Origin of the sequence: Blautia sp. DFI.6.71 (genome assembly GCF_020593585.1) — a bacterium.
In the GTDB taxonomy this organism is placed as follows: Bacteria; Bacillota; Clostridia; order Lachnospirales; family Lachnospiraceae; genus Blautia_A; species Blautia_A wexlerae.
In genome coordinates this window covers 1-23,405 of sequence record NZ_JAJDMJ010000058.1, presented here as the reverse complement: position 1 = coordinate 23,405, position 23,405 = coordinate 1, and the positions used below count along the sequence as shown (strand labels likewise).

Annotated in this window: 18 protein-coding genes and 1 riboswitch; of the genes, 5 read left to right on the top strand and 13 right to left on the bottom strand. The window is 40.3% G+C overall.

The window, feature by feature from the left end:
* The first annotated feature begins 458 nt into the window (after positions 1 to 458).
* Together LJE12_RS16970 and LJE12_RS16965 are read left to right on the top strand one after the other, a co-directional pair.
* Positions 459 to 1,127, top strand: a complete 669-nt coding sequence (locus LJE12_RS16970; RefSeq protein WP_025580886.1) for a response regulator transcription factor — start codon at positions 459 to 461, stop codon at positions 1,125 to 1,127.
* Between the two features lie 81 nt (positions 1,128 to 1,208).
* A complete protein-coding gene (locus tag LJE12_RS16965; RefSeq protein ID WP_118617533.1) occupies positions 1,209 to 2,369 on the top strand; it encodes a sensor histidine kinase in 1,161 nt (386 codons plus the stop codon).
* A gap of 25 nt (positions 2,370 to 2,394) precedes the next feature.
* On the opposite strand, the gene LJE12_RS16960 is transcribed toward LJE12_RS16965, so the two are convergent.
* From LJE12_RS16960 to LJE12_RS16950, 3 genes are all read right to left on the bottom strand, one after another.
* Positions 2,395 to 3,450, bottom strand: coding sequence for a threonine aldolase family protein (locus LJE12_RS16960; RefSeq protein WP_025580883.1), 1,056 nt, complete (start codon positions 3,448 to 3,450; stop codon positions 2,395 to 2,397).
* 105 nt (positions 3,451 to 3,555) lie between these two features.
* A complete protein-coding gene (locus tag LJE12_RS16955; protein WP_025580881.1) occupies positions 3,556 to 3,960 on the bottom strand; it encodes a DUF1284 domain-containing protein in 405 nt (134 codons plus the stop codon).
* A gap of 170 nt (positions 3,961 to 4,130) precedes the next feature.
* The gene (locus tag LJE12_RS16950) at positions 4,131 to 5,006 is read right to left on the bottom strand and encodes a DMT family transporter (RefSeq protein WP_025580879.1); all 876 of its coding nucleotides are present in this window, start codon (positions 5,004 to 5,006) and stop codon (positions 4,131 to 4,133) included.
* Positions 5,007 to 5,609: 603 nt separating this feature from the next.
* A riboswitch (TPP riboswitch) is annotated at positions 5,610 to 5,713 on the top strand.
* A 114-nt stretch (positions 5,714 to 5,827) separates the two neighbouring features.
* Here LJE12_RS16950 and thiW point away from each other — a divergent pair.
* Positions 5,828 to 6,415 carry an energy coupling factor transporter S component ThiW gene (gene thiW / locus LJE12_RS16945; protein ID WP_227227000.1) on the top strand — a complete coding sequence of 196 codons (588 nt, stop codon included), beginning with the start codon at positions 5,828 to 5,830 and terminating at the stop codon, positions 6,413 to 6,415.
* Positions 6,345 to 7,121 carry a hydroxyethylthiazole kinase gene (gene thiM / locus LJE12_RS16940; protein WP_227226999.1) on the top strand — a complete coding sequence of 259 codons (777 nt, stop codon included), beginning with the start codon at positions 6,345 to 6,347 and terminating at the stop codon, positions 7,119 to 7,121. Before thiW ends, thiM begins: the two co-directional genes overlap by 71 nt.
* A 58-nt stretch (positions 7,122 to 7,179) precedes the next feature.
* Here the strand turns inward: thiM and LJE12_RS16935 are convergent, their stop codons facing one another.
* The 9 genes from LJE12_RS16935 to LJE12_RS16895 all read right to left on the bottom strand — a co-directional run bounded on the left by LJE12_RS16935 (position 7,180) and on the right by LJE12_RS16895 (position 19,897).
* On the bottom strand, positions 7,180 to 8,580 hold the full coding sequence (locus tag LJE12_RS16935; protein WP_255610879.1) for an MATE family efflux transporter: 1,401 nt from the start codon (positions 8,578 to 8,580) through the stop codon (positions 7,180 to 7,182).
* Positions 8,581 to 8,834: 254 nt separating this feature from the next.
* Positions 8,835 to 10,946 (bottom strand): glycoside hydrolase family 36 protein, encoded by a 2,112-nt coding sequence (locus LJE12_RS16930; RefSeq protein ID WP_173684013.1) that lies wholly within the window; start codon positions 10,944 to 10,946, stop codon positions 8,835 to 8,837.
* 46 nt (positions 10,947 to 10,992) lie between these two features.
* On the bottom strand, positions 10,993 to 11,835 hold the full coding sequence (locus LJE12_RS16925) for a carbohydrate ABC transporter permease (protein ID WP_055060617.1): 843 nt from the start codon (positions 11,833 to 11,835) through the stop codon (positions 10,993 to 10,995).
* A 17-nt stretch (positions 11,836 to 11,852) separates the two neighbouring features.
* Entirely contained in the window at positions 11,853 to 12,776 is a 924-nt protein-coding gene (locus tag LJE12_RS16920) for a carbohydrate ABC transporter permease (protein WP_055060616.1), read from the bottom strand.
* A gap of 77 nt (positions 12,777 to 12,853) precedes the next feature.
* Entirely contained in the window at positions 12,854 to 14,119 is a 1,266-nt protein-coding gene (locus tag LJE12_RS16915; RefSeq protein ID WP_173699841.1) for an ABC transporter substrate-binding protein, read from the bottom strand.
* Between the two features lie 138 nt (positions 14,120 to 14,257).
* A complete protein-coding gene (locus tag LJE12_RS16910) occupies positions 14,258 to 15,826 on the bottom strand; it encodes a response regulator transcription factor (protein WP_227226998.1) in 1,569 nt (522 codons plus the stop codon).
* Position 15,827: 1 nt separating this feature from the next.
* Positions 15,828 to 17,639 carry a sensor histidine kinase gene (locus LJE12_RS16905; RefSeq protein ID WP_161234124.1) on the bottom strand — a complete coding sequence of 604 codons (1,812 nt, stop codon included), beginning with the start codon at positions 17,637 to 17,639 and terminating at the stop codon, positions 15,828 to 15,830.
* 5 nt (positions 17,640 to 17,644) lie between these two features.
* Positions 17,645 to 18,979, bottom strand: a complete 1,335-nt coding sequence (locus LJE12_RS16900; RefSeq protein WP_022380437.1) for an ABC transporter substrate-binding protein — start codon at positions 18,977 to 18,979, stop codon at positions 17,645 to 17,647.
* A complete protein-coding gene (locus LJE12_RS16895; protein WP_022380438.1) occupies positions 18,980 to 19,897 on the bottom strand; it encodes an AraC family transcriptional regulator in 918 nt (305 codons plus the stop codon). It abuts the gene before it with no gap.
* A gap of 204 nt (positions 19,898 to 20,101) precedes the next feature.
* Here LJE12_RS16895 and LJE12_RS16890 point away from each other — a divergent pair, with 204 nt between their 5' ends.
* On the top strand, positions 20,102 to 21,565 hold the full coding sequence (locus LJE12_RS16890) for an alpha-glucosidase/alpha-galactosidase (protein WP_022380439.1): 1,464 nt from the start codon (positions 20,102 to 20,104) through the stop codon (positions 21,563 to 21,565).
* Between the two features lie 333 nt (positions 21,566 to 21,898).
* Here LJE12_RS16890 and LJE12_RS16885 read toward each other — a convergent pair whose 3' ends face one another.
* Positions 21,899 to 23,233, bottom strand: coding sequence for a chloride channel protein (locus tag LJE12_RS16885; protein ID WP_022380440.1), 1,335 nt, complete (start codon positions 23,231 to 23,233; stop codon positions 21,899 to 21,901).
* Positions 23,234 to 23,405: the final 172 nt, after the last annotated feature.

Here is a 23,405-nt window from a genome sequence, read left to right as displayed (position 1 = left end):
ATTATCTAAACTCATTATGTACACTCACTTATTGCTTATTTCGACCGTCCAAATTCCAAGAGCATATTGTTCTTTTTTCTATTATAATATATTTATTGTGTCAGAACAAGTGTTTTGTGATTTTTTATAAATTTGAGCAGACATGCTCGAATGTGCAATTCATAGTGCAATTCATCCCATCACCTATAGAAGGCCACTGAAAAAGTCCTTTTTGCGTATAAATTAACACAAAATAAAGTACATCAATCAACTTTGAGACACTGTATATAGTATGAAAAAACAGTTTTTCAGCGGCGTCCCTATAGAGGTGAGGGAATTCTTGCTACGGTTGTTAAAAGAACTTTGTAATCGGATATTTTAATATGAAACATTTTCTTTTTTTACACGAATTTTATACTTCGTGTGCTATGATAAAACTGATAATATATCAGAGTCAAAAATTCAAAAAGGAGACTATCATGCACATTTTAATTATAGAAGACGAAGAACAGCTCTGCCGTTCCATGGCAGAAGGACTCCGCATGGACGGATATGAAACAGATACCTGCTTTGACGGGGAAGAGGGACTGGAATTATGTATGACAGAGAATTACGACCTGATCCTTCTGGATCTGAACCTGCCGGGAATTGACGGTCTGGAAATCCTGCGTCAGTTCCGTACCTTCAATACCAATACTCCTGTTCTCATACTCTCCGCAAGAGTACAGATCCAGGATAAGGTGGAGGGTCTGGATCTGGGAGCCAACGATTACCTCACCAAACCATTTCATTTCGAGGAGCTGGAAGCCCGCATCCGCAGCCTTACCCGCCGTAAATTTATCCAGGAGGATGTCTGCCTGAGATGCAGCCGCATTACCTTTGACACACGCACAAGAGAAGCCAGTGTAGATGGCGCGCCTCTGGCTCTCACCAGAAAAGAAAGCTCACTTCTGGAATACTTTCTGCTTCACCGCAACCGGATCATCAGCCCTGAGGAAATGATCGAGCATCTCTGGGACGGCAGCGTAAACAGCTTCAGTAACTCCATCCGGGTGCACATTTCTTCTTTAAGGAAAAAACTGAGAACTGCCCTTGGATATGATCCTATACAGAATAAGATTGGACAGGGATATATTCTGGAAGAATAAAAATCATTCATATCTGTACAATAAATATTTTCAGATTTCAAATACTACTATGTCATTATAATGAAACGAAAGGATTTATCTATGAAATTTTATTCAGAAAAACTTTCCCCCCGCAGGCTCTCTCTCCAGTGGCGGCTCACATTGCTGATCTCCGGGCTGGTTATCACAGCCTGTGCACTGATGTATTTCTTCATCAGCCGTTCTGCTGTGACCGGCCTGGAAGGGATCTCCGACTATGTGGTTCTGGTCACCCCCGATAATTCAAACCCGATCTCCATCAATGTAGATCCAAAAATCCTCATCCCTGATCTGGAAAACCAGATCCAGAATACCAAAAACAATTTTTTGTTCCAGAGCATGATTGCCACAGGTATCATTATTCTTCTCAGCAGTATCTGTACCTGGTTTGTCACCAGAAGAGCCCTGACCCCCCTGCGCAGATTCAGCGACAGGATCCGCCAGGTACAGGCACAGAATCTGTCTGAACCGCTGGAAGTCCCACTCTCAGAGGATGAAATCTCACGTCTGACCAGATCCTTTAATGACATGCTTGCCCGCCTGGACAATGCCTTCTCTGCACAGAAACAGTTTGTGGCAAGTGCAGCACATGAGCTTCGCACACCCTTAGCTGTAATGCAGACAAATCTGGAAGTTTTTTACAAAAAGCCGGAGCACGCACCCCAGGAATACGACAGACTTTTCACCATGCTTCAGGAACAGACCGGACGGCTTTCCCATCTTGCGGAAATCCTGCTGGACATGACAGGTCTTCAAACAGTAGAGCGTTCTGACACTATTTCCCTTGCAGCACTCACAGAAGAGGTTTTCTGCGATCTGGATCCGGTTGCAGAAAAACATCAGGTCCGGCTTATTCAGACAGATGGCGACTGTACTGTTACAGGCAGCTATATCCTTCTGTACCGGGCAGTTTATAATCTGGTTGAAAATGCGATCAAATATAACCGGCCTTCCGGTTCCGTCACTGTAAGCATTCACACTGCAGAGTCTGCAGTCCTGGAGGTAACCGACACAGGCATCGGTATCTCCCCTGAAAATCAGGAAAAAATCTTTGATCCTTTCTACCGTGTGGACAAATCCCGCAGCCGTGCCATGGGCGGTGCAGGTCTGGGGCTTGCTCTTGTAAGCGAGATTGCCAGACAGCACAACGGTCAGGTAAAAGTAACCCAGAGCAGCGAAAAAGGCAGCACCATTGCCCTGATGCTGCCTGTAACACTCCTTTAAATCAACTGACCACTGATTTTTTCTCTTATTTATTTTTTTCCAGAATCTGAATCAGTTTCTGTGTATCTTCCATAGTAGTAGCCCAGCTTGTGGCAAAGCGGATCACAGAGTGTGTCTCATCATACTTCTCCCAGAATCCGAACTCCACATCCTGGGCTATTTCTTTCATTACATCATTAGACACAATACAGAAGATCTGGTTGGTAGGCGTATCCAGAGAAAGCTGATATCCATACTTCTTCAGTGCAGCCTTGATCTGCTCTGCAGCTTCCATTGCAGGTTTGCCGATCCGCAGGTACAGTCCGTCCGTAAACAGCTCACCAAACTGGATCCCGGCGATTCTTCCTTTGGCAAGCAATGCTCCATGCTGCTTGATGATTGTAAAGAAATGAGGAATCCGTCCTTTCTGCGGTATAACCACCGCTTCTCCAAACAATGCTCCGCATTTGGTTCCTCCAATGTAAAACGCATCACTAAATTCAGCCAGATCAGTGAGAGTCACATCGTTCTCCGGACTTGCCAGTGCATAGGCAAGGCGGGCGCCATCCACATAAAGGGGAAGATGATTTTCCCGGCAGACTTTGCTGAGAGCTGCTAATTCTTCTCTGGAATACAGGGTACCATATTCTGTTGGCTGGGAAATATATACCATTCCAGGCATTACCATATGCTCATAGTTGGCATCATCATAGAAATCCTTCACCAGCTTCTCAATCTGCTGTGCAGAGATTTTTCCATCTTTCTGCGGTACTATCAGAACCTTATGTCCACCAAATTCAATGGCGCCAGATTCATGGGTTGCAATATGGCCTGTATCCGCAGCCACAACTCCCTGATAGGATTTCAAAAGTGCATCGATCACTGTGGCATTGGTCTGTGTTCCGCCAACCAGCAGGAATACATCTGCCTCCGGTGCATTGCAGGCTTTTCTGATCTTTTCTTTCGCTTCTTCTGTATATGGATCCTGACCATATCCCACTGTTTTCTCCAGATTCGTCTCCATCAGCTTTTTCATGATCGCAGGATGTGCACCCTCCATGTAGTCACTGGCGAAATATAAACGTGATTCTGTATTTTCCATTTTTATCGTTATGTCCTTTCTACTGCACTATTTGCGCATCTGACTTTTTTATTCATAGCTTCTGTTCTGTACCGGAACGCTATTCATTCTGTAACTCTATTTTTCTTAGCATTTCTCCCATCTGCTCTTCTGGCTTTCACAGATGGAGTTCCACTGACAATTCCCACAGATTTCTTTCCTCTTTCCTGATGCCAGGATTTTCTTTTGAACAATATCTGTAAAATCATCAAATTCCATAATCTGTCCATTCTCCAGGCCACATAAATCCAGTACTGCATTGTCATATGCTTCTACAAGCGAAAAGGAAGAACAACATCCTTTTTCATTATTGGGACAGGCAGAACAAATCTCGTCTGTATCTGCATGAAGCTGTATCTTCGCTCCCTTCTGGAAAATATCCAGCATTTCCTGCATATGTGCGGAAAACCCATCACTGTATCCCTCACCCTTGAAATATGCAAGGCACATTCCATGGTGAGGGCGTAGTGGAATATTTTTTATAAAAGACATCTTTGTACACCCTTCTCCTTAATTTTTTAACATATTGGATACTTTAACACAAAGCGTTTTTATTGACAACTTTTTCTATTTTATAGTTTACAATCCAACAATTCTATATACTGATCGGATTTCATCAGACTTACTTGATAAAATCAAAAAAATCCTTTTTTACTTCTTCTTCATTTACCAGCCTTAGCTACCCTCATATTATAAAGAAAGGTACCCAATGATGCCAGAATAATCAGCACATATCCTGTAAAGCTGTACTTATCCGGAATCTCTCCAAACAGGATAAATCCCAGCATCGTGGCAAAAATAATCTGCGAATAATCAAAAATGGAAATCTTCCCTGCAGGTGCATAGGTGTATGCAGCCGTAATCGTAAACTGTCCACCCGCTGCGAATAATCCTGCCATCAGCAATGTCACAAGCTGCTTCATATTCATGGGTGTGAAATGGAACAACATCCACGGCACAACCGACAAACAGGAGAAAAATGAAAAATAAAACACGATAACCGGTCCCTTCACTCCGTGAGTTCCCAGTACACGCACCATCGTATAGGCAATTCCTGCCCCCAGTCCACCGCAGACTCCTATCAGTGCCGGAACAAGTGCCGCATTCTGAAATCCCGGTTTCACTACAAATAAACATCCTATAAACGCCAGCGCAACACACGCAGCCTGCACCGGTCTGATCTTTTCCTTTAACAAAAGGAATGAAAAAATAATCGCAAAAAACGGAGACAACTTATTCAGTATCGATGCATCTGCCACCAACAGATGATCAATGGCATAAAAGTTACACAGAATCCCCAGTGTCCCGCACACACAACGCAAAATCAGCGGTCCCCAGTATTTCTTATCCACCTTCGGCACTGTACGATTCTTACAGAGAATCGCCGCTGCAAACACCGCCGCCACCAGATTCCGGAAGAAACTCTTCTCCACAGACGGCAGATCACCTGCCAGACGCACACTCACATTCATACAAGCAAAGAAAAACGCCGACAGGATGATCATTATCATACCCTTTATGTAATTTTCCTGTTTCATCAGATTTAACCTGCCTTTCTGTCCATGCAGACAGCTTCTTTTTATCATATGCTGTCTGTCATCTACCTGTTAATCATAGCACGGACAATCGTTTTAGTACAAATAGATTTTTTATTTCAATTCGTCCTAAACCATGATATACTATAAGAGCTGTCGAACCTCCAGCAGAAAGGAGGTGAGTTTCATGGAAGAAATTCTCGTCACATTTCTTGTCTCTGTTTTAGCAGGCGTAGTTAGCTACTACATATGCAAATGGCTGGACGGCAGACGCTAGACAGCAACAGCCCAAACGGAACAGCTCACCGTAACGAGCAAGAAAGCCCTCAGAGCTGCAACTCTGAGGGCTTTTGTTTCTTTAGTTCGCTTCATGGAATCTCGTCACATTCCTTAGCTACTGTTAGTATATGCTGAAAAAAATAAAAAGTCAACTTAAAAATAATATTAGGTAGTGTAAATTTACTGTAGGAAATTTACACTGCTTTTACATCCCATTGACTTTTCCAAAAGCTTGTGTTACTCTAAAGCGTGTTTGAAAAATTGTAACGCACATCTTGCGTAAAGCATTTTTCAAATACGCTCTAACAAAAGAAAATCTGCATAATGGATAATAACAACGGGAGCCTGTGTGACAAGCTGAGAGGAAGATTGATCTTCGACCGCACCTGATATGGATAATGCCAGCGTAGGGACTGTATTTGTATATTAAAATCTGCCAGTGTGTTATTCCGGCAGATTTTTTTGCAGGATTTTATCTGCTTCCTGCACAACTGATAATGTCTGCTTCGGCAGACCAAATCTTCATTTCAAGGAGGTTCATTATTATGAACACAGACAGATCAAAAACACTCAGAATGGTCATGCTCGCCATGATGGTTGCCATCGGCGTTGTCATCTCACCTATTTTGAGAATCGAGGGTATGTGCCCTACTGCACACCTGATAAACATCGTCTGTTCCGTACTTCTGGGACCGTGGTATTCATTGCTTTGTGCCACTCTCATCGGAATCATCCGAATGATGTTTATGGGTATCCCGCCACTTGCACTGACAGGTGCCGTATTCGGCGCATTTTTATCAGGCGTTTTCTACCGCGCTTCTCATGGAAAGATTATCTGCGCAGTGATCGGTGAAATCTTCGGAACCGGTATCATCGGCTCTCTGGTTTCCTATCCTGTAATGGCATTTCTTATGGGCAGAAGCGGACTGAACGCATTTTTCTATACACCAATGTTTCTGGCAGCAACCTGCATGGGCGGCACCATTGCCTATTTCTTCCTGAAGGCCTTAAGTCACGCAGGAATGCTTGCCAAATTTCAACAAAGCCTTGGAGCAAAAGTATATGACCGTAAATCAGACAAATCCCAGACAACTGACCAGAGCAGCCCAACCGCTGATTCACTGCATCACTAATCCAATTTCTATTCATGACTGCGCTAATATTATTCTGGCGGCCGGAGGCCGCCCGATCATGGCAGAACATCCTGCTGAAGTAGCTGAGATCACCAGCCATGCTCAGTCACTGGCACTGAATCTTGGAAATATCACCGATGCGCGTATGAAATCCATGCCTGAATCTCTGAAAATCGCTGCCAGTCTCCACATACCTGTTATGCTTGATCTGGTAGGAACCGCCTGCAGCAATCTGCGCTATGAATTTGCGCAGAAGCTTATGAACATCCACATGCCTGAACTCTTAAAAGGAAATATGTCTGAACTTCTTGCCATGTCCGGACAGACCGCACATGCAATCGGAATTGACGCAGGCGTACAGGATGTGCTTACAGATGCCAATCGTTCCCATCTGAAAGAACTGTTCCAGGAAAAGGCTTCCCAGTGGAATACCACACTTCTTATCACAGGCAAGGAAGATATGATCGTCTCTGCCAGTAAGTGTGAATTTATTACAAACGGTACTCCTGCCATGTCACAGATCACAGGAACCGGATGTATGCTTGGAATGATCTGTGCCACCTATCTGGCAGTTACAGACCCATTTACAACGGCCCTGTCAGCAGCCAGAGAATTTGGCACAGCAGGAGAAAGAGCAGAGAAAAACAGCTCCGGCCCCGGAAGCTTCCAGACAGAGCTGTTCGATCAGTTTTACAATCTTTTATAAAAAAGTTCCCGTCAGACAATATGGACAAATTTCTTCCATATTATCTGCGGGAACTTTTTTATGCTATTTCCGCACTGCGCATCTTTCCCAGTTCTCGTCTCGCAAACACAATTGCCAGCACAAATGCCGCTGCATCTGCGATCGGTCCTGCATACATCACTCCATCAATTCCCATAAACAACGGGAAGATAATGATCAATGGCAGAAGAAAAATCACCTGCCGTGTCAGAGACATTACAATACCCAGCTTCGCCATACCGATAGAAGTAAAGAAACCGGAAGATACCGGCTGGATACCGTTTGCAAAAGTCATAAACATAAATATTTTCAAGTAGCGTTCTGCAAACTGAAAATACAGCTCACTTCCTGTTCCGAAGATACCCACGATCTGGTGTGGAAATATCTGGAAACAGAAAAAAAATATCGTTGCAATTACTGTACAGGCAGTTACAGAATAACGGTATGCCTGTCTTACTCTGTCATATTTCTTTGCTCCGTAATTAAATCCCCAGATTGGCTGACTGCCCTGAGAAATACCAATACAGATTGCCATAAACACCATATTGACTTTGGAGATAACACCTACACAGGCAATGGGAATATCACTTCCATATACGGAATTTGCTCCATAATAACGCAGAATATTATTTAATACAATCTGCACGATCGCCATGGCAATCTGATTAATGCAGGATGCAAGTCCCAGAGAAATAATTGCTTTAAGATATGACAGCTTTGGTTTCAGCATCCCACCGGACAGATACATTTTGCGGAACTTACAGAAGTACACAATTACCAGAACTCCGGAAGCAACCTGTCCGATCACTGTTGCCCATGCAGCACCCTTAATTCCCCATCCGAATCCAAAAATAAACAGCGGATCCAGAATAGTATTGATGATCGCACCTATCATAATACAGACCATAGAATAAGTCGGACTTCTGTCTGCTCTGACCACATGATTCCCGCCGACAGACAAAATATAAAATGGAAGTCCAAATGCAGTAATACCTGTATAATCAACAGCATAAGGCATAACATCTGCAGTTGCCCCGAACAATGTCAGAAGTGGTTTCAGGAACATCAGTACAATCACAGCAAGTATCAGACCACTGATTGCCAGTGACGACAACGCAGTACCTGCAATCCCGCTGGCTTTCTTCTCCTGTCCTGCCCCCATTTCCAGATTATAATTTGATGCACCGCCAATTCCCAAAAGCAATGCCAGCGCAGTTGCGACCGTTGTAACAGGAAACGCCACATTTGTAGCTGCATTTCCCAGCATCCCCACACCCTGGCCAATAAAAATCTGATCCACGATATTGTACATCGCACTGACCAGCATACTGATGATCGCAGGAATCGCAAACTTCGCGATCAGTCCACCCACGGGTGCTGTACCCAGCGGATTCTGTGCCTGCGAATTTATTTCCTGCGTACTTTGGTTACTTTTTCCCAAATAAACTCTTTCCTCTCTTTACATATTTGACACAATTTCTATCCCTGATAAATAATAACACACTTGTAGGAATAACTTTTATTATGCCGTTTCTTTATGCCGTATTATTTACTTTAACATTTATTCTCCTTCTCTGCAACGAAAAAGCAGGGGATTTATTGCATCCGTCAATAAATCACTCCTGCTTCTATTCTTAATGCCATCACTTTATGAACATTTTATATTTATTTTTCATACAAATCCTCTGATATTTTCTATACCTCCTCCAGACAAAACAGTCTAGCACTAACCGGATTTGGAAATTCTACGGTTAACTCTCCAGCCTCTTTATTCCACTTATAATTACATGGTTCTGCTTTCGGATAACCACATACCACTTTCAAATCCTGACCTTTTCTGTGCTCAACAGGAATTGTTGCAAAAGCAGTCTGACTGTTTCTTCTCCATACAGCCACATAATCTTTCTTACCTGCATTCAATCCCATGCTCACCCACGGATCGCGATATTTAGAAAGACCTAATGGCCAGAACGGTACTGCATTCTTGATATCTACACGGATTGTTTTATAATATGAGATTGCCTCTTTTACAAGATCAAATCTTTCCTGACTCAGATTTACCAGATGACCGCTCTGATGGATTCGAAGTAGTATTGCATTAACCATATTGAAAATTACTTCTTCCTTATCACCTTCAGTCAGAGGATAAGACCAAATAGCAGCCTGCTCGGGCGTTAATGCCATTGGAGAATTTGCTGCGATTGTAGCATATCTTATATAGTCTTCCTGGTCACTGGTAGACTGAATGCTGTAACGTGAAAGCATTGCATAATCCATTCTCAGACCACCGCTTGAACAATTCTCAATAACCAGATCCGGATATTTTACAAAAATCCCATCCAGCCATTTCAGGTATGCACGGTTATGACCAAGAAGTCCATCACCTGCACTGTCCGCGTTCAGTTCTGTTCCAATTCCCGGTTCAATGTTGTAATCCATCTTAATATATCCAACGCCATATTCATTTACAAGACGATCGATAACTTCTGTTGCATGAGCAATAACTTCTGGATTACGGAAATCAAGCTGATATCGGCTTCTGTCATAAACCTTTTTTCCATGTCTCATAAAGTACCAGTCATCCGGAACCTTATCTGCTTTCGGGCATTTGATTCCCATAACTTCAAGTTCCAGCCATACTCCAGGGACCATTCCTTTCGAACGGATATAATCCATCACTTCTTTTAAGCCGCCCGGAAATCTTTCTTTGGATGGCAGCCATTCTCCAACACCATCCCACCAGAATCCTGCTGAATACCATCCACAGTCAACACAGAAATATTCGCAACCCGCTTCTTTTGCTTTATCAATCAGCGGAAGTTCTTTTTCTGTCGTAGGGTCTCCCCACAGACAATTCATATAGTCGTTAAAGATTACCGGAAGTTTCTCATTATCTTCATTCTTTCTTCTGATAGCACGACGATATTTTGTAAGTTCTCCTGCTGCCTCTTCCACATCTCCACATGCAGAACCGACACTTACCGGAACACTTGCAAAAGTATCACCCGGTTTCAAATTCTTCCACCAGTGAGACTGATGTTCTGTGGGGCCGGATAACTGCAAATACATATGTCCATCCTGATCACTGATTTCCCAGTACCAGGAACCATTCTGCTCAATCTGCCAGAACAGAATAGAATCTGTTTCTTTATTCTTCAGGCATCCCATAGGAAGATAATTCTTAGTAGACCAGTTTCCGGTATTTCCAACACTGATTGTCTGAGAAGAACGTCTTACTTTATCCGGCTGTGAAATAGACATACCTAGCTGATCCATACTGAAACGATTCCAGATTAATTCCTTCTGCCATGCATTGCGTGCAATCAGAACTTCCAGTTTTTCATCAGTACTTAAAAGACCTTCTTTGTCAATACCAAGCAATGCAAAAGAAGATACATACTCAACTCCCAGATCTTCTTCTCCATTATTTTTTAACTCTGTCCAGCTTCTGATCACAGAGATTCCATCATAGAACTGAATATTACTGCATACTTCCAGTCCTGTAGGTTTATCTTCCATAAGGATCTCAAGTTTTCTTCCTGTCTCGTTTCGATAATCTTTCATATCTTTATATTTCAGGCGATAGCCAGGAGCAGTATAAGTATACTTTGTTCCATGGCGTTCACCCGGACGGTTTAAACCTGAAAGCAACACTTCTACCGGTCTGAAAGAAGCTGTTCCTTCACAGGAATTAATATCATTTTCATCAAACGGTAAGTTTGAAAAATGTAATAACTTAATCTCATTCTCATCTGTGATCTCATAGACCATGTTTAAATTATTTTCTTTAATTTCAATTCTCTTCATGATGTCTCACCAATACTTTCTTCTCTAAACTTATTCTCAATTTGCATCAACCTTTGACAGAACCACTCATTAAGCCTGCAAGGAAATATTTCTGCAGGAACAGGAAAATGATAGTTACCGGAATTACCGCGATAACAGATCCGGCCATCAGACCACCCCAGTCAATAGTATTTGCACCTTTGAATAACATGATCGCCGGTGTCAGTGTTCTGTATTTATCTGTAGAGATAAAGATGTAACCAAACATAAACTCGTTCCATGCATTAATAAATGCATATAATCCGGTAGAAATCAGACTTGGAACAGATAATGGTAAAATAATCTTGAAAATCGTCTGTGCTTTTCCACATCCGTCAATCTCAGCCGCCTCTTCCAGTGCCATCGGTACAGTATCGAAGAAACTGCTCATCATAAACGTACACAGCGGTATAACGAAAGTTGTATATGCCAGAATCAGACAAAGGTAAGTTTCCAGAATATGGAATTTCTGCATGATCATATATAACGGAACCAACAGAAGAACACCAGGGATCATCTGAGACAACATCATTGCAAAGTTGGAAACCTTTACAAGTTTCTGTTTATAGTAACGACTTAATGCATATCCTGCCATTACAGCAATTACCATAGAAAGTCCACAGGCAATTACAGATACGATAAAACTGTTCTTAATATAATTTATAAACCCTGCCTGGAACAGTACCTTCTTAAAATTCTCCAACGTAGGTGCATGAATCACAAAAGAAGGAATCGCCGTACGAATCTCGTCTTTTGGCTTAAATGCTGAAATCACCATCCAGATAAATGGGAATACACAATATATGGCAATTATAATAAGAAGAATATATGAAACGGTTTTTACAATCGTTTGATTTTTTTTATTCAACATATTTCCTTTTCCTCCTTTTAGCTTAAATCATCACTGATTTTCATTCTCTTTCTGTAATAGAAAAGGAACATAATAAACATCGCAGTAAACATCATCGTTGACAATGCAGACGCAGCGCCAACATCAAAGGTCTTCATTGAATACCTGTAGATCATGATTGGAAGTGTCTCTGTTGCATAGTTCGGTCCTCCCTCTGTCATAACCCAGATAAAGTCGAAGTTAATTGCAGTCCAGATAATATGAATAAATACAATTACAAGCGATACAGATTTCAACTGTGGTAAAGTAATTTTGAAAAATCTTGTAAACATTCCAGCACCATCTACTGCTGCCGCTTCATTCAAATCTGCTGGAATAGACTGCATTGCAGACAGGAATGAAATTGTATAATACGGGAAAGATCTCCAGATATTTACAAAAATTACAGTTGCCATTGCATATCTGGAATCACCAAGAAAATTAATCTTTTCAGAAATAAGTCCCACTTTCAGAAGCAGGTAATTGATAATACCAAAGTCTGGATTTAACATCCAGTCCCATGTCATACCTGCAACGATAATCGGAACCAGCCATGGGATAAATACTAAAGTACGGAAGATTGCTCTTCCTTTAAATTTCTGATTCAATAAAACTGCAGTAAGCATACCCATAATATATTCACCAGCTACAGAAAATACTGTCCAGAAAATTGTGTTTCTTATTGCCTGTGCAAAGTGTTCATCTGATACTACTTTCTTAAAGTTATCCAGACCGGCAAAACCTGTCATACTCTTATTGATCAGATGTACGTGTGAAAAAGCATCATGAAGAACCTTTCCCAGAGGATATGCAATCAGGCAGGCAAGGAAAATAAGAGCCGGCAGTAACATAACCAAAGCATATCTTCTTGCCTGCTGATCTCTTGTCAGTTTTCCGTCCGTTTTTTTCAGTAATTTTGACATATATAGCCTCCTATCTAAACATTTTCAGATAAGAAAAGCTGGAATGCTTTCACATCCCAGCATTTCTTTTAAAACGTTTATTCGCTCAGTTCACCATTTTCCTGTAAAGATGCATTTACTGCGTCACTCAGCCAGGAAGCTGCTTCTTCTGCAGTTTTACCTTCCTGAAGGACCTTAGCAATAGAATCTACCATTGCCTGATTGATTCCGCTTAATGTTACAGGAGGGAATGTTACACCTGTGTCAGCCAGTGCGGAGAAGTCTTTACTCCATTTGGAATCTGTAGATACGTCAGAACGTGGGGATCTGTCAGCAAATGCTGCTTCCTGCCATTCTTTGCTGCAGAATGCTGTTGCAAGATCAAATGCTTCGTCCTTGTTCTCGCTGCCTTCCATAACAAACATTGGTTTACACTCCATGTATGTAGCAGGCTGTCCATCAGCCGGGTATGGAATCGGAGCTACAGATACATCACCCATAGTGTCCGGGTTAGAGGATTCTCTCTCAGCAAGCCAGTTACCAGTTACATATGTTGATGTGATTCCTGTTGCAAAGTTTTCATCAGTTTCTTCCCATCCCCAGTTTTTAGCACTGGAATCGATAATCTTGTTATCAATCAGATCCTGATAGAACTGGAATACTTTTGTTGCTTTTTCAAGTTCATCTTTATTGTCATTCCATGTGTTTTTGTATTTTCCATCGTCCTGTGCAGACGCGATTTCCAAACCGTACTGTGCAAGATAAACCAAGAGTTCCTGAGAAGCACGAACGCCTGTGCATGCAATCTCTGTCAGATATTTATCATTATTATCATAGTAATCTGACTGAGCAAGTAAATCTTCCCATGTCGCAGGAATTTCGATACCAGCTGTTTTCAGATCGTCATCATGTACCAGATATGCGCGAACTGTCATTTCATATGGGATGCCAATAACTTTGTTATCAATTGTCATTGCATTTACAACAGAATCTGAAAGAGCATCTTTATCTTCCCATTCATTGAATTTATCTGTAAGGTCAGCTACGATTCCCATGTTGTAGAATTCACCAACATATTCCGGAAGTCCCCAAATCAGATCTGGTACATTTCCACCAGCTGCAGCTGTCAGGATTTTTTCATGAAGCATATCATAGGTGAAGTTTGTCTGGTTCACAGTATTTCCTGTTTCCTCTTCCCATTTCTGGATCATTTCCTGACTTGCTTTTTCTGTGTCAGCGCCCTCTGTCCAACAAGTCCATAATTCAATTGTTTTTCCGCCGTCTTTTGCAGATACACTTACCGGTGCCATCATCGTTCCCACCATTGCTGCAATCATAATTGCGGATACTACTTTCTTAAACATTCCTTTTCCTCCTTGTTTGTTTTTAGTGATTCGGTATATTTCATACGATGTTTATAGCATACCATTTGTATATTTACAACAATTTTGGAGGGACATCCAAATAATACCACTCTTTTCAATTAAAAACCCCACGTAAAATCATCTGTGGTTCTTCTTATATTTCGCAGGACTGTATCCATAAAAATCTCTGAATTTGTCCGTAAAAGTACGCACATCCTTATAGCCAACTTGACTGGCAAGCTCATAGGTTTTCATGTTTGTTTCCATCAGATACTGTAATGCTTTTTTCATTCTGACTTCCAGCAGATATGCCTTAAAATTCTCACCTGTTTCCTTCTTGAAAAAGGCACTGAAATAATAAGGATTCATATAAACCATCTGTGCCATTTTTTCCAGTGTAATGTCTTCACTGAAGTGTTCCGAAATATATTCTTTTACTTTAAAAATGGAATCATTCTCCTGGTTTCCTTTGCAAAATACACATTCATTTACAAACCGTTCCATAATACTCTTAAATTTTTTCTTCAGGTCTTCATATGTATTTTGTCCTCTCAGTGCTTCTACTTCTCTTTCCAGTTTCTTCCTGTTTTCCTCATCAATTACTTTACATTCCAACAGATCATGACATACATTCATCGCCAAGATAACACATCTGCTTTCCACTGCATAACAGCTTCCATAATGAAGATTCCTTATAATTTTCAGACTTTCGTCAAAAGAATCCTTCCAGTTTTCATCATGTCCTAATATTTTCTGAGTCAGCTCTTTACACTTCTTTTCAAACTCTTCAAAAGAATAATTATATACTCTTTCTACGCTTTGATAATAAATCGTTTCTTTCTGAGTAAAATAGTAAATACCAGCAGAGAATTTAGCAGTTTTATAAAGATATTCCACCTTATCTGCCTGCGTTGTAATTTCCCCGATTCCTGCTATCAATTCTACTCCATATTTCCCATAAACGATTTCTCTGATTCTGGAAATAATTGTTTCGGTTTCATTCTGCAAGTCTGTAGAATATAATACCAGGATGATAGTGCTACTATTTTCACTTCTTTTGGTTACAAATCCATTCCTGTTTTCTTCCAGATATTCTTCAATCTCCTTAAAAACTGCAAATCTCATTAATTCAAAACGGTTACTGTCCTGAATTCTCTGTACCAGATCACCTTTCAGCACAAAGCAGACACCTGCAAAATATTTCCCTTCATTCAATAATTCTTTTGAAACATGCAATTTTCTTTTTTTTCTTTTTACCGGAAAATTATTAATCTCTTTAAAAACGTTCTCTACATTTTGCTGTTCAATCTTCCAGACTGCCTCTGGCTGTTCCTGAACAATCTGATCCTTTGCCCTGTTGATTGCATTTTCCAGTTCTTCTACAGAAACAGGCTTTAGAAGATAGTCCACTGCCCCATATGTTACAGCCTCTTTTGCATAGGAAAACTCTTGAAATCCACTCAGAAAAATAACCTTTGTTTTCAGCTTACGTTTATTTATTTCTTTTAAAACATCCAGTCCTGTCTTTTCCGGCATACTAATATCCGATATAATAATGTCTGGTTCCAGAGTATCCAGCAGATTCAAAAGTTGTTCTCCATCTTCAGCCTCCCCGACAACCTCCGTGTCCATCTTTCCCCATTCCATCATCTTTTTCAGACCACGTATAATTAGTGGTTCATCATCCGCAATGATAATTCGGTACATCTTAAACATCCTCCCAGATTAATGGCAGCCAGTATTTTACAATGGTGCCCATTCCTTCATATGCATCAATTTCCAGTCCGTACTCATTTCCGTACAAATGTTTAATACGGTCAGAAACATTTTTGACTCCTATGCTCATTCCTTTAATATCCTCTTCTGCTATTCTGGCATCACTCTTTAATAGTGCCTGAACTTCTTCCAGCCTTTCTTTATTTATTCCCACGCCATTATCCATAACTGTAATCTCAAGAAAATCCATATTTTGTTTCGCCTGTACTACAACCTCTCCAGGTCCTTTATTCGGACGCAACCCATGCTTGACAGCATTCTCAACAACCGGCTGAATAATCAGATGCGGTACTCTGCATTTCCATAATTCCTTTGGTATTTCCACACTCAGAGAGAATCGGGAATCGTACCGCACTTCAATCAGTTTAAAGTAATTGGAAATACATGCGATCTCCTGCTGCAAAATAACCATATTGCCGGTTGTCCCGATCAGATATTTTAACTGCCCGGACAAACTGTCGATCATAGTAGCCACCAGCATGTCATCGTTTGTGATTGCAGACATTCTTATGACATCCAATGTATTATACAAATAGTGTGGCTGGATCTGTCTTTTCAGTGCTTCCAGTTCTGCATCTCTCTGTCTGATTTCCGCAACGTATGCCTTCTGAACATATTTGTTCAGATTTTCAGCCATCTGATTCATTCCATTTCCAATATCCTGAAACTCATCATTTGAATCAATATGTACTCTTGCATCCAAATCACCCTTTTCAATACAGCTCATGGTCTCTTTCAGCATCTGTACAGGTTTATTTAGTTTCTTTGAATAATACATATACACAAGCGCCAATAAACTTACTCCAATCACGATCAACAGCATTGTTGTATTTCTTATCATCTTGTAGGCACCTTCAATCGTTCCTGGTATTACCCTGTCAATAACAAGCCAATTTGTACCATCAACCTTCTGATATACAAGACATTCATTTTTCTGCTCCAGATATCCACTTTCCTTATTTTTCATAGCATCCAGGAGAATTCCATCATTTTGAGCATTTATTCCTTCATACTGTTTCTGTGAATGATAAATATATTTTCCTGAAGCAGAATCTACTACATATATTTCATGGTTTGTTCCATAACTTTCCTGTGTCAGCATCTTTTTTAAATAATCCGCCGAAATATCAATAAACAACGTCCCCAGAACTTCTGATCCTGCTTTTCGGATTGTAGCTGTATTCATAATATTTCTGTAAATTGTAAAATCATTTTTCTGTGAATTTCTATAATATTTTGTTTCATGAGTGGACATGATCTGTACATTTCTGGAACCTATCAGATAATGACTCTTATACCATTCCTGCATTTCCTGTTCATCGATCAGCAATTCCGGCGCTTTCATAGAAGAATACATTTTTCCATCCGGAGTAACAAAAAATACATGATCAATTGCCTCATTCATATACAGGATTGTCCGAAGAATTTTTGTAATCATTGCATTCCTCCCTGTTTCAGACATTCCCGTATCTTCAAACAACTCATAAAAATAATCATAATCAGAAACACTACTCTTATAAATATATTCCGTATCATCCGCAATTTCGGTTATAAGATCCGAAATATTCTTTGCCATAATCTGATCTGTCATAGAAAAATTTCCAAGAATATTTTCATACATCGTATTTGAATATACATTATAGATCAGCATTCCCATGAGCAAAAAAGGAATCAAACCCATAAACAGAAACATAATTACCAGTTTTGCGTAGAAACTCCTGAATCTGATCTGTGGTTTTTTCATAAAAATTACTCCTCCTGTGCCTCTCTGTCCCATGCCTGATCTATTTCTTCAGCAGTCTTTTCTACCGTATATTCTCCTGTATACAGTTCTTTTAATATCTTGTTGACATCAGTCAGAAAAGACGATGCTGTTCCCTGCATTCCCAGATACACTGTATTCTTATCTGCATATCTGTAATCTTTCAGAAGTTTCTGCTGAGCAGAAGGTGCCGGATAAATAATCGCCTCCTTCGTTACCGGAAGCCCATACATTCCCTGTATCATACTTCTGTAATTTTCTTTTGTGTAAAAAAATTTCAGAAACCTCTGTGCAGCCTCTTTTTTTCTGGTATCTTCTGTACATGTCTCTGACAATGCCCAGTAAGCATTATTTCTCGTCAAAGCCGTAAGATGTCCATTGTCATTTCCCAGAAAAAACCATCCCAGACGATAAGTTACCGGATCCTGATTTTCTGGAATTTCCTCTCCCAGAGGAGTTTTATCCGATTCTGTAGACATTGGATATGCATCTATTATCTTGGTAAAAAGCCAAGGTCCCGCATATATCATTGCAAACTGATTTTCCGTCATTCTGGTTACAATCTGGTTCTCTGTCATATTTTCCGAATCTTCCAGAATATATCCTTTTGAAAAAAGTTCCTTTAAGTCTTCTAACATATGTATGGATTCTGCACTTGTAAATTTCACGCTTCTCTCTTTTCTCATTTCCAACCAGTCCGGATTCTCTTCCATAATATCTTTCTGGAAGAAATAATTAAGCCAGTATGTCATATTTTCTTCCTGATTACCGCCAATTGCCAATGGACAAATTCCTTCTGCCTTCAACGTATCACAAATCTGAATAAATTCTTCATAAGAATCCGGTATTTCCAGATCATATTTTTTAAATATATTTTTGTTATAAATTACACCATTTGTGGTCGCGTATATCGGCAGACCATAACTCTTTTTATTAATCACAATCACATTGGTCACCATATTGCTTACCTCCGCATCAATTGCCCCCAGCTTTCCCGCATCAGCAAACGCATCAACATTTTCCAGCTCAAAAATATCAGGAAATTCGTCCAGTGCCTCCTTTACCTTAAGTTCATTTTCACAATTTGCTTCTCCTGAATTTTCTGTGTTAATAATAATGTTAGGGTTCTGTGCCATAAACTCATCGCATAAAGTTTCTATCGCTGCCACCCATGTTACATCTGAACCAGAATACAAAAGTGAAAGTTCAACTATATCCTCTATACTTTCACTGTCTTCTGCCTTTACCTCTTTCATATTTGCACTCCCGATTAAGCTTCCTATAAGAATCACAATAAAAAACATATATTTTTTTATTCTCATTTACATAATCTCTCCCTTTAAATCTCTATCATTTTCAAGACTATATCTGATGTTTCTGGTGTCAGTTGTCATATTTCGTGCATGAAGTCCCCTATATGCAGACGGTGTAAGTCCATAAAATTTTTCAAAAGTATAAGAAAAATGCTGTCTGCTGTTATACCCGGAAGCAAATGCAATATCCGTAATTCCAAAACTACTATTGCAAAGCAGAAATATTGCCTGCTCCAATCTTTTCTGGTTTATATAATGATTGATCGTACATCCTATCTTGTCTGTAAACAATGCCTGAAGATATGATTTGTTAATATCCACATATGCCGCAATCTCTGGTATGCTGATTTCTTCCAGAAAATGTTTATCTATATAATCACAAGCTTTTTTCAAATAGATAACTCCTTGTGTGTTTTTCTTTAAGCTTATACAATATGTTAATTCTACCATCGTTCTACTGAACAGAAGTCCAAAAAGGAACTCCTGATCATCCACCTTATTCTGGCTCTTCTGAAGATAAGACAGTAAATCTTTTATTGCATATCCCAGATTTCTTCCATCATTTGCAGCGATATATCCCTGTGGCATCTGAAAACATTTCTGAAAATCCCGAATCTTCTCAAGCAAAATTTCTGCCTCCACTGCCGTTTCTTCTGAAGTCAGCGCAAACTCCAGATTCAATACAGAACACGGCCTCCCTTCTGTAATTTCCAGTTGATGCTGTACTCCGGGCAAAATATAAATAAACTCACCAGATTTCATTCGTAACCATTCATTCTGACAAAAAATCCTGCATTCTCCTGACGTTACATACATAATTTCAAAACTCTCATGAATATGACATTTCATATGATATTTTGACAACGATAATGCATAAAATGCAGTTACTTTAAAATACTGTTTCTCTCTTTGAAATATTCGATACATGCCCAACTCTCCTTGTGTACCAATAAGTTGATTTCCTGAACAATCTCGCATCTATAACAATCCTAACACATTTTTTTGCTTTTTTACATCCCACCCAAAAATTAAATGCGATAATATCTTGCATTTTATTATACAGCCGATAATAACTGTCACCAAACTTTTTAATAAACTATATACTGTAAAAAACACAGGAGGGATTTTTATATGAGTTTTAAAATTGCATTTATTGGTGCAGGAAGTCTTGTATTTGCCAGAACATTATTTACAGATATTATATCTGTACCTGAATTTCACGATATCGAAATTGCCTTCACCGACATTAACCCGGACAATCTGGAAAAGACAAGAGAATTATGTCAGAGAGATCTGGACGCAAACAATATTCCAATCAAAATTGAAGCAACAACCAATCGTCGTGACGCCTTCAAAGATGCACGTTATATTGTTAACTGTGTGCGTATCGGTGGACTTGAAGGATTTGAAACAGATGTAGAGATTCCATTGAAGTATGGAGTAGACCAATGCGTAGGGGATACCTTATGTACTGGTGGAATTATGTATGGACAACGTGTTATCGCAGAAATGCTGAACTTTTGTAAAGACATTCGTGAAGTTTCCGAACCTGGAGCAATCATGCTGAACTATTCCAATCCAAACGCAATGGCTACATGGTCCTGTAACAAATATGGAAAAGTCCGCACTATCGGACTTTGTCATGGCGAAATTCACGGAGAACAGCAGATTTCAGAAGTTCTTGGTATTCCAAGAGAAGAGCTGGATGTCATCTGTGCCGGAATCAATCACCAGACCTGGTACATTTCTGTAAAACATAATGGAGAAGATATGATTCCTAAACTTCTGGCAGGATTCGAAGCGCATCCTAAATTCAGTCAAGAAGAAAAAGTCCGCATTGATATGTTAAAACGTTTCGGATACTATTCTACCGAATCCAATGGACATCTCTCCGAATATGTAGCCTGGTACCGCAAACGCCCTGATGAAATCAAAGACTGGATTAATCTTGATAACTGGATAAACGGCGAAACTGGTGGATACCTCCGTGTTACACGAGAAGAACGTAACTGGTTTGAAACAGATTTCCCGAAGATTCTGGCAGAACCAGCAAAAAAATTAGATGGTTCTGAACGAAGCAAAGAACACGCTTCTTATATTATTGAATCTCTGGAAACAGGACGTCATTACAGAGGACACTTTAATATTATGAATGAAGGATGCATCACAAATCTTCCATGGGAATCGGTAGTTGAAGTTCCCTGTTATGTAGATGGAAACGGAATCAGCATTCCTAAAGTAGGTGACCTTCCACTTGGCTGCGCAGCAGTATGCTCACAATCAATCTGGGTACAAAAGCTGGCAATTGAAGCTGCAGTTCATGGCGATGTACAGCTTCTGAAACAGGCAGCTATGATGGATCCACTGACAGGTGCTGTATGCAACCCACCTGAAATCTGGCAGATGATTGATGAAATGCTGGTCGCTCAGGAACAATGGCTTCCACAGTACACAGAAGCAATCAAAGCGGCCAAAGAACATCTTGCAAATGACCCGCTGATTCCAACAAAAGATTACCATGGTGCTGCAAGGCTCCGCGAAAAAACCCCTGAAGAAGTAGCCGCAGAACGCGATGCACGTAAAATCACAGCCTGATTTTTCCAGAATGCTAATATACGAAAAATATACAAAATACAGCATGCTTATTAATACATATATCCTTCTAAATACAAAAGCTGACACATTCATCTGTGCCAGCTTTTTGTATTTTATCTGTAAATTTATATCAAATAATTCCCTGTCACTTCTCAGAAACAATTTATACTGTTTCTAATACTGGCAAAGCCCTGCCCTATGCATATTGCATTTTTTAACCGAATCAAGTAAGTCCCCTGCTTCAATTGCAAATATCCGCTTGACTTGAAACGTATGACTTACTTATTTTTAATCAGTCTATAGCAATTAAAACAGGAAACTTTCTCAGTTCAGCTAAAATCTCGTACGTTTATTCACATATTTCGCCTTATACTTAGAATAAACAATCGTCTGATCCTTATACAATCCATAATATCCCGAAGCCGCATAGCTGATAGAAACCGCAATCAGATAAAAGGAAACGCCCTTAAATCCAAACATCTCAAATGCGATCAGAATCGATGTAATCGGGCAGTTCGTTACTCCGCAGAATACTGCTGCCATTCCACATGCCGCGCATATAGACGGGGAAAGTCCCAGCCAGTTTCCCATCATACATCCAAAAGTAGCTCCTATACAGAACGAAGGAACAATCTCCCCGCCACGGAACCCTGCACGCATCGTCAATGCTGTCAGAACTAATTTCCAGAAGAAGTCCAGAGGTCTTGCCTGTCCTTCCTCCACTGCCTTCTCAATCAGCTCTGCACCTGCGCCCATATAATCTGAAGTTCCCAGAAGTAATGTAATTCCAATCACCAGACAGGATCCCACAACTACACGCACATATGGATTCTTAAACCACCTTCCATATGCTCCGGCAACTCCATTCAGCACCATACAGAATACAATACTAATCACTGCACATCCAACAGCGATAGCACCCATTTTCAAACCCGTTTCAATAGTCAGCTTCGGAATATCCACTACATGAAAAGTCTCCGGTGTAACTCCCATTCCTGCCGCAAATCCGGATGCAACCAGGGAAGCAATCATACAGGGCATCAAAGCTGTATAATACATCACTCCTACACTGACTACCTCCAGTGCAAAAACAGCCGCAGCCATCGGTGTTCCAAACAATGCAGAGAATGCTGCACTCATACCACACATAACAATTACATGTCGGTCTTCCTCATCCAGATGAATCCAACGTCCAAGCTGATTGGCAATACTTCCACCAAGCTGTATTGCCGCACCTTCACGTCCTGCAGAGCCACCTGCCAGATGCGTAAGTGCTGTAGAAATGAAAATCAGAGGTGCAGATAAAATCGGCACATCGTCCTGTGATCTCACAGTAGAAAGCACCTGATTCGTACCTCCATCATCCTTACCAAATTTCTCATACAGGTATACAATAATTAAGCCCATCACCGGAAGCAGATAGAACATCCATTCATTTTCTTTCCTGCAATTTGTCACACTCTTCAGCACAAAAGAAAACAGTGTACTCGCCGCTCCTGTAATACATCCTACAAGTACCGCGATCATCAGCCATTTTACAAGATTTCCCACATCACGCTGAATCTCACTACTATAATATTGAAGCTTTTTTTTCAGTAAGCTTTTCGCTTCCGTACTTTGTTCTTCCGTGTCATTCTCCTGATCTGCACGCTTTTCCTCTTTCTCCATTTCCCCCTCTTACCTTTCCTTATTATTTTACATACAAATTTGCTATTTCTATTTTAGCATACATTTTCCATATCTACCAGAAAGATAAGACAGAGAAAATAAAGGTTATTGGAATTATATGTTACTGTTCACTCCGTTCACAGTAACGTAGCCAAAATTCATTCCAGATTGC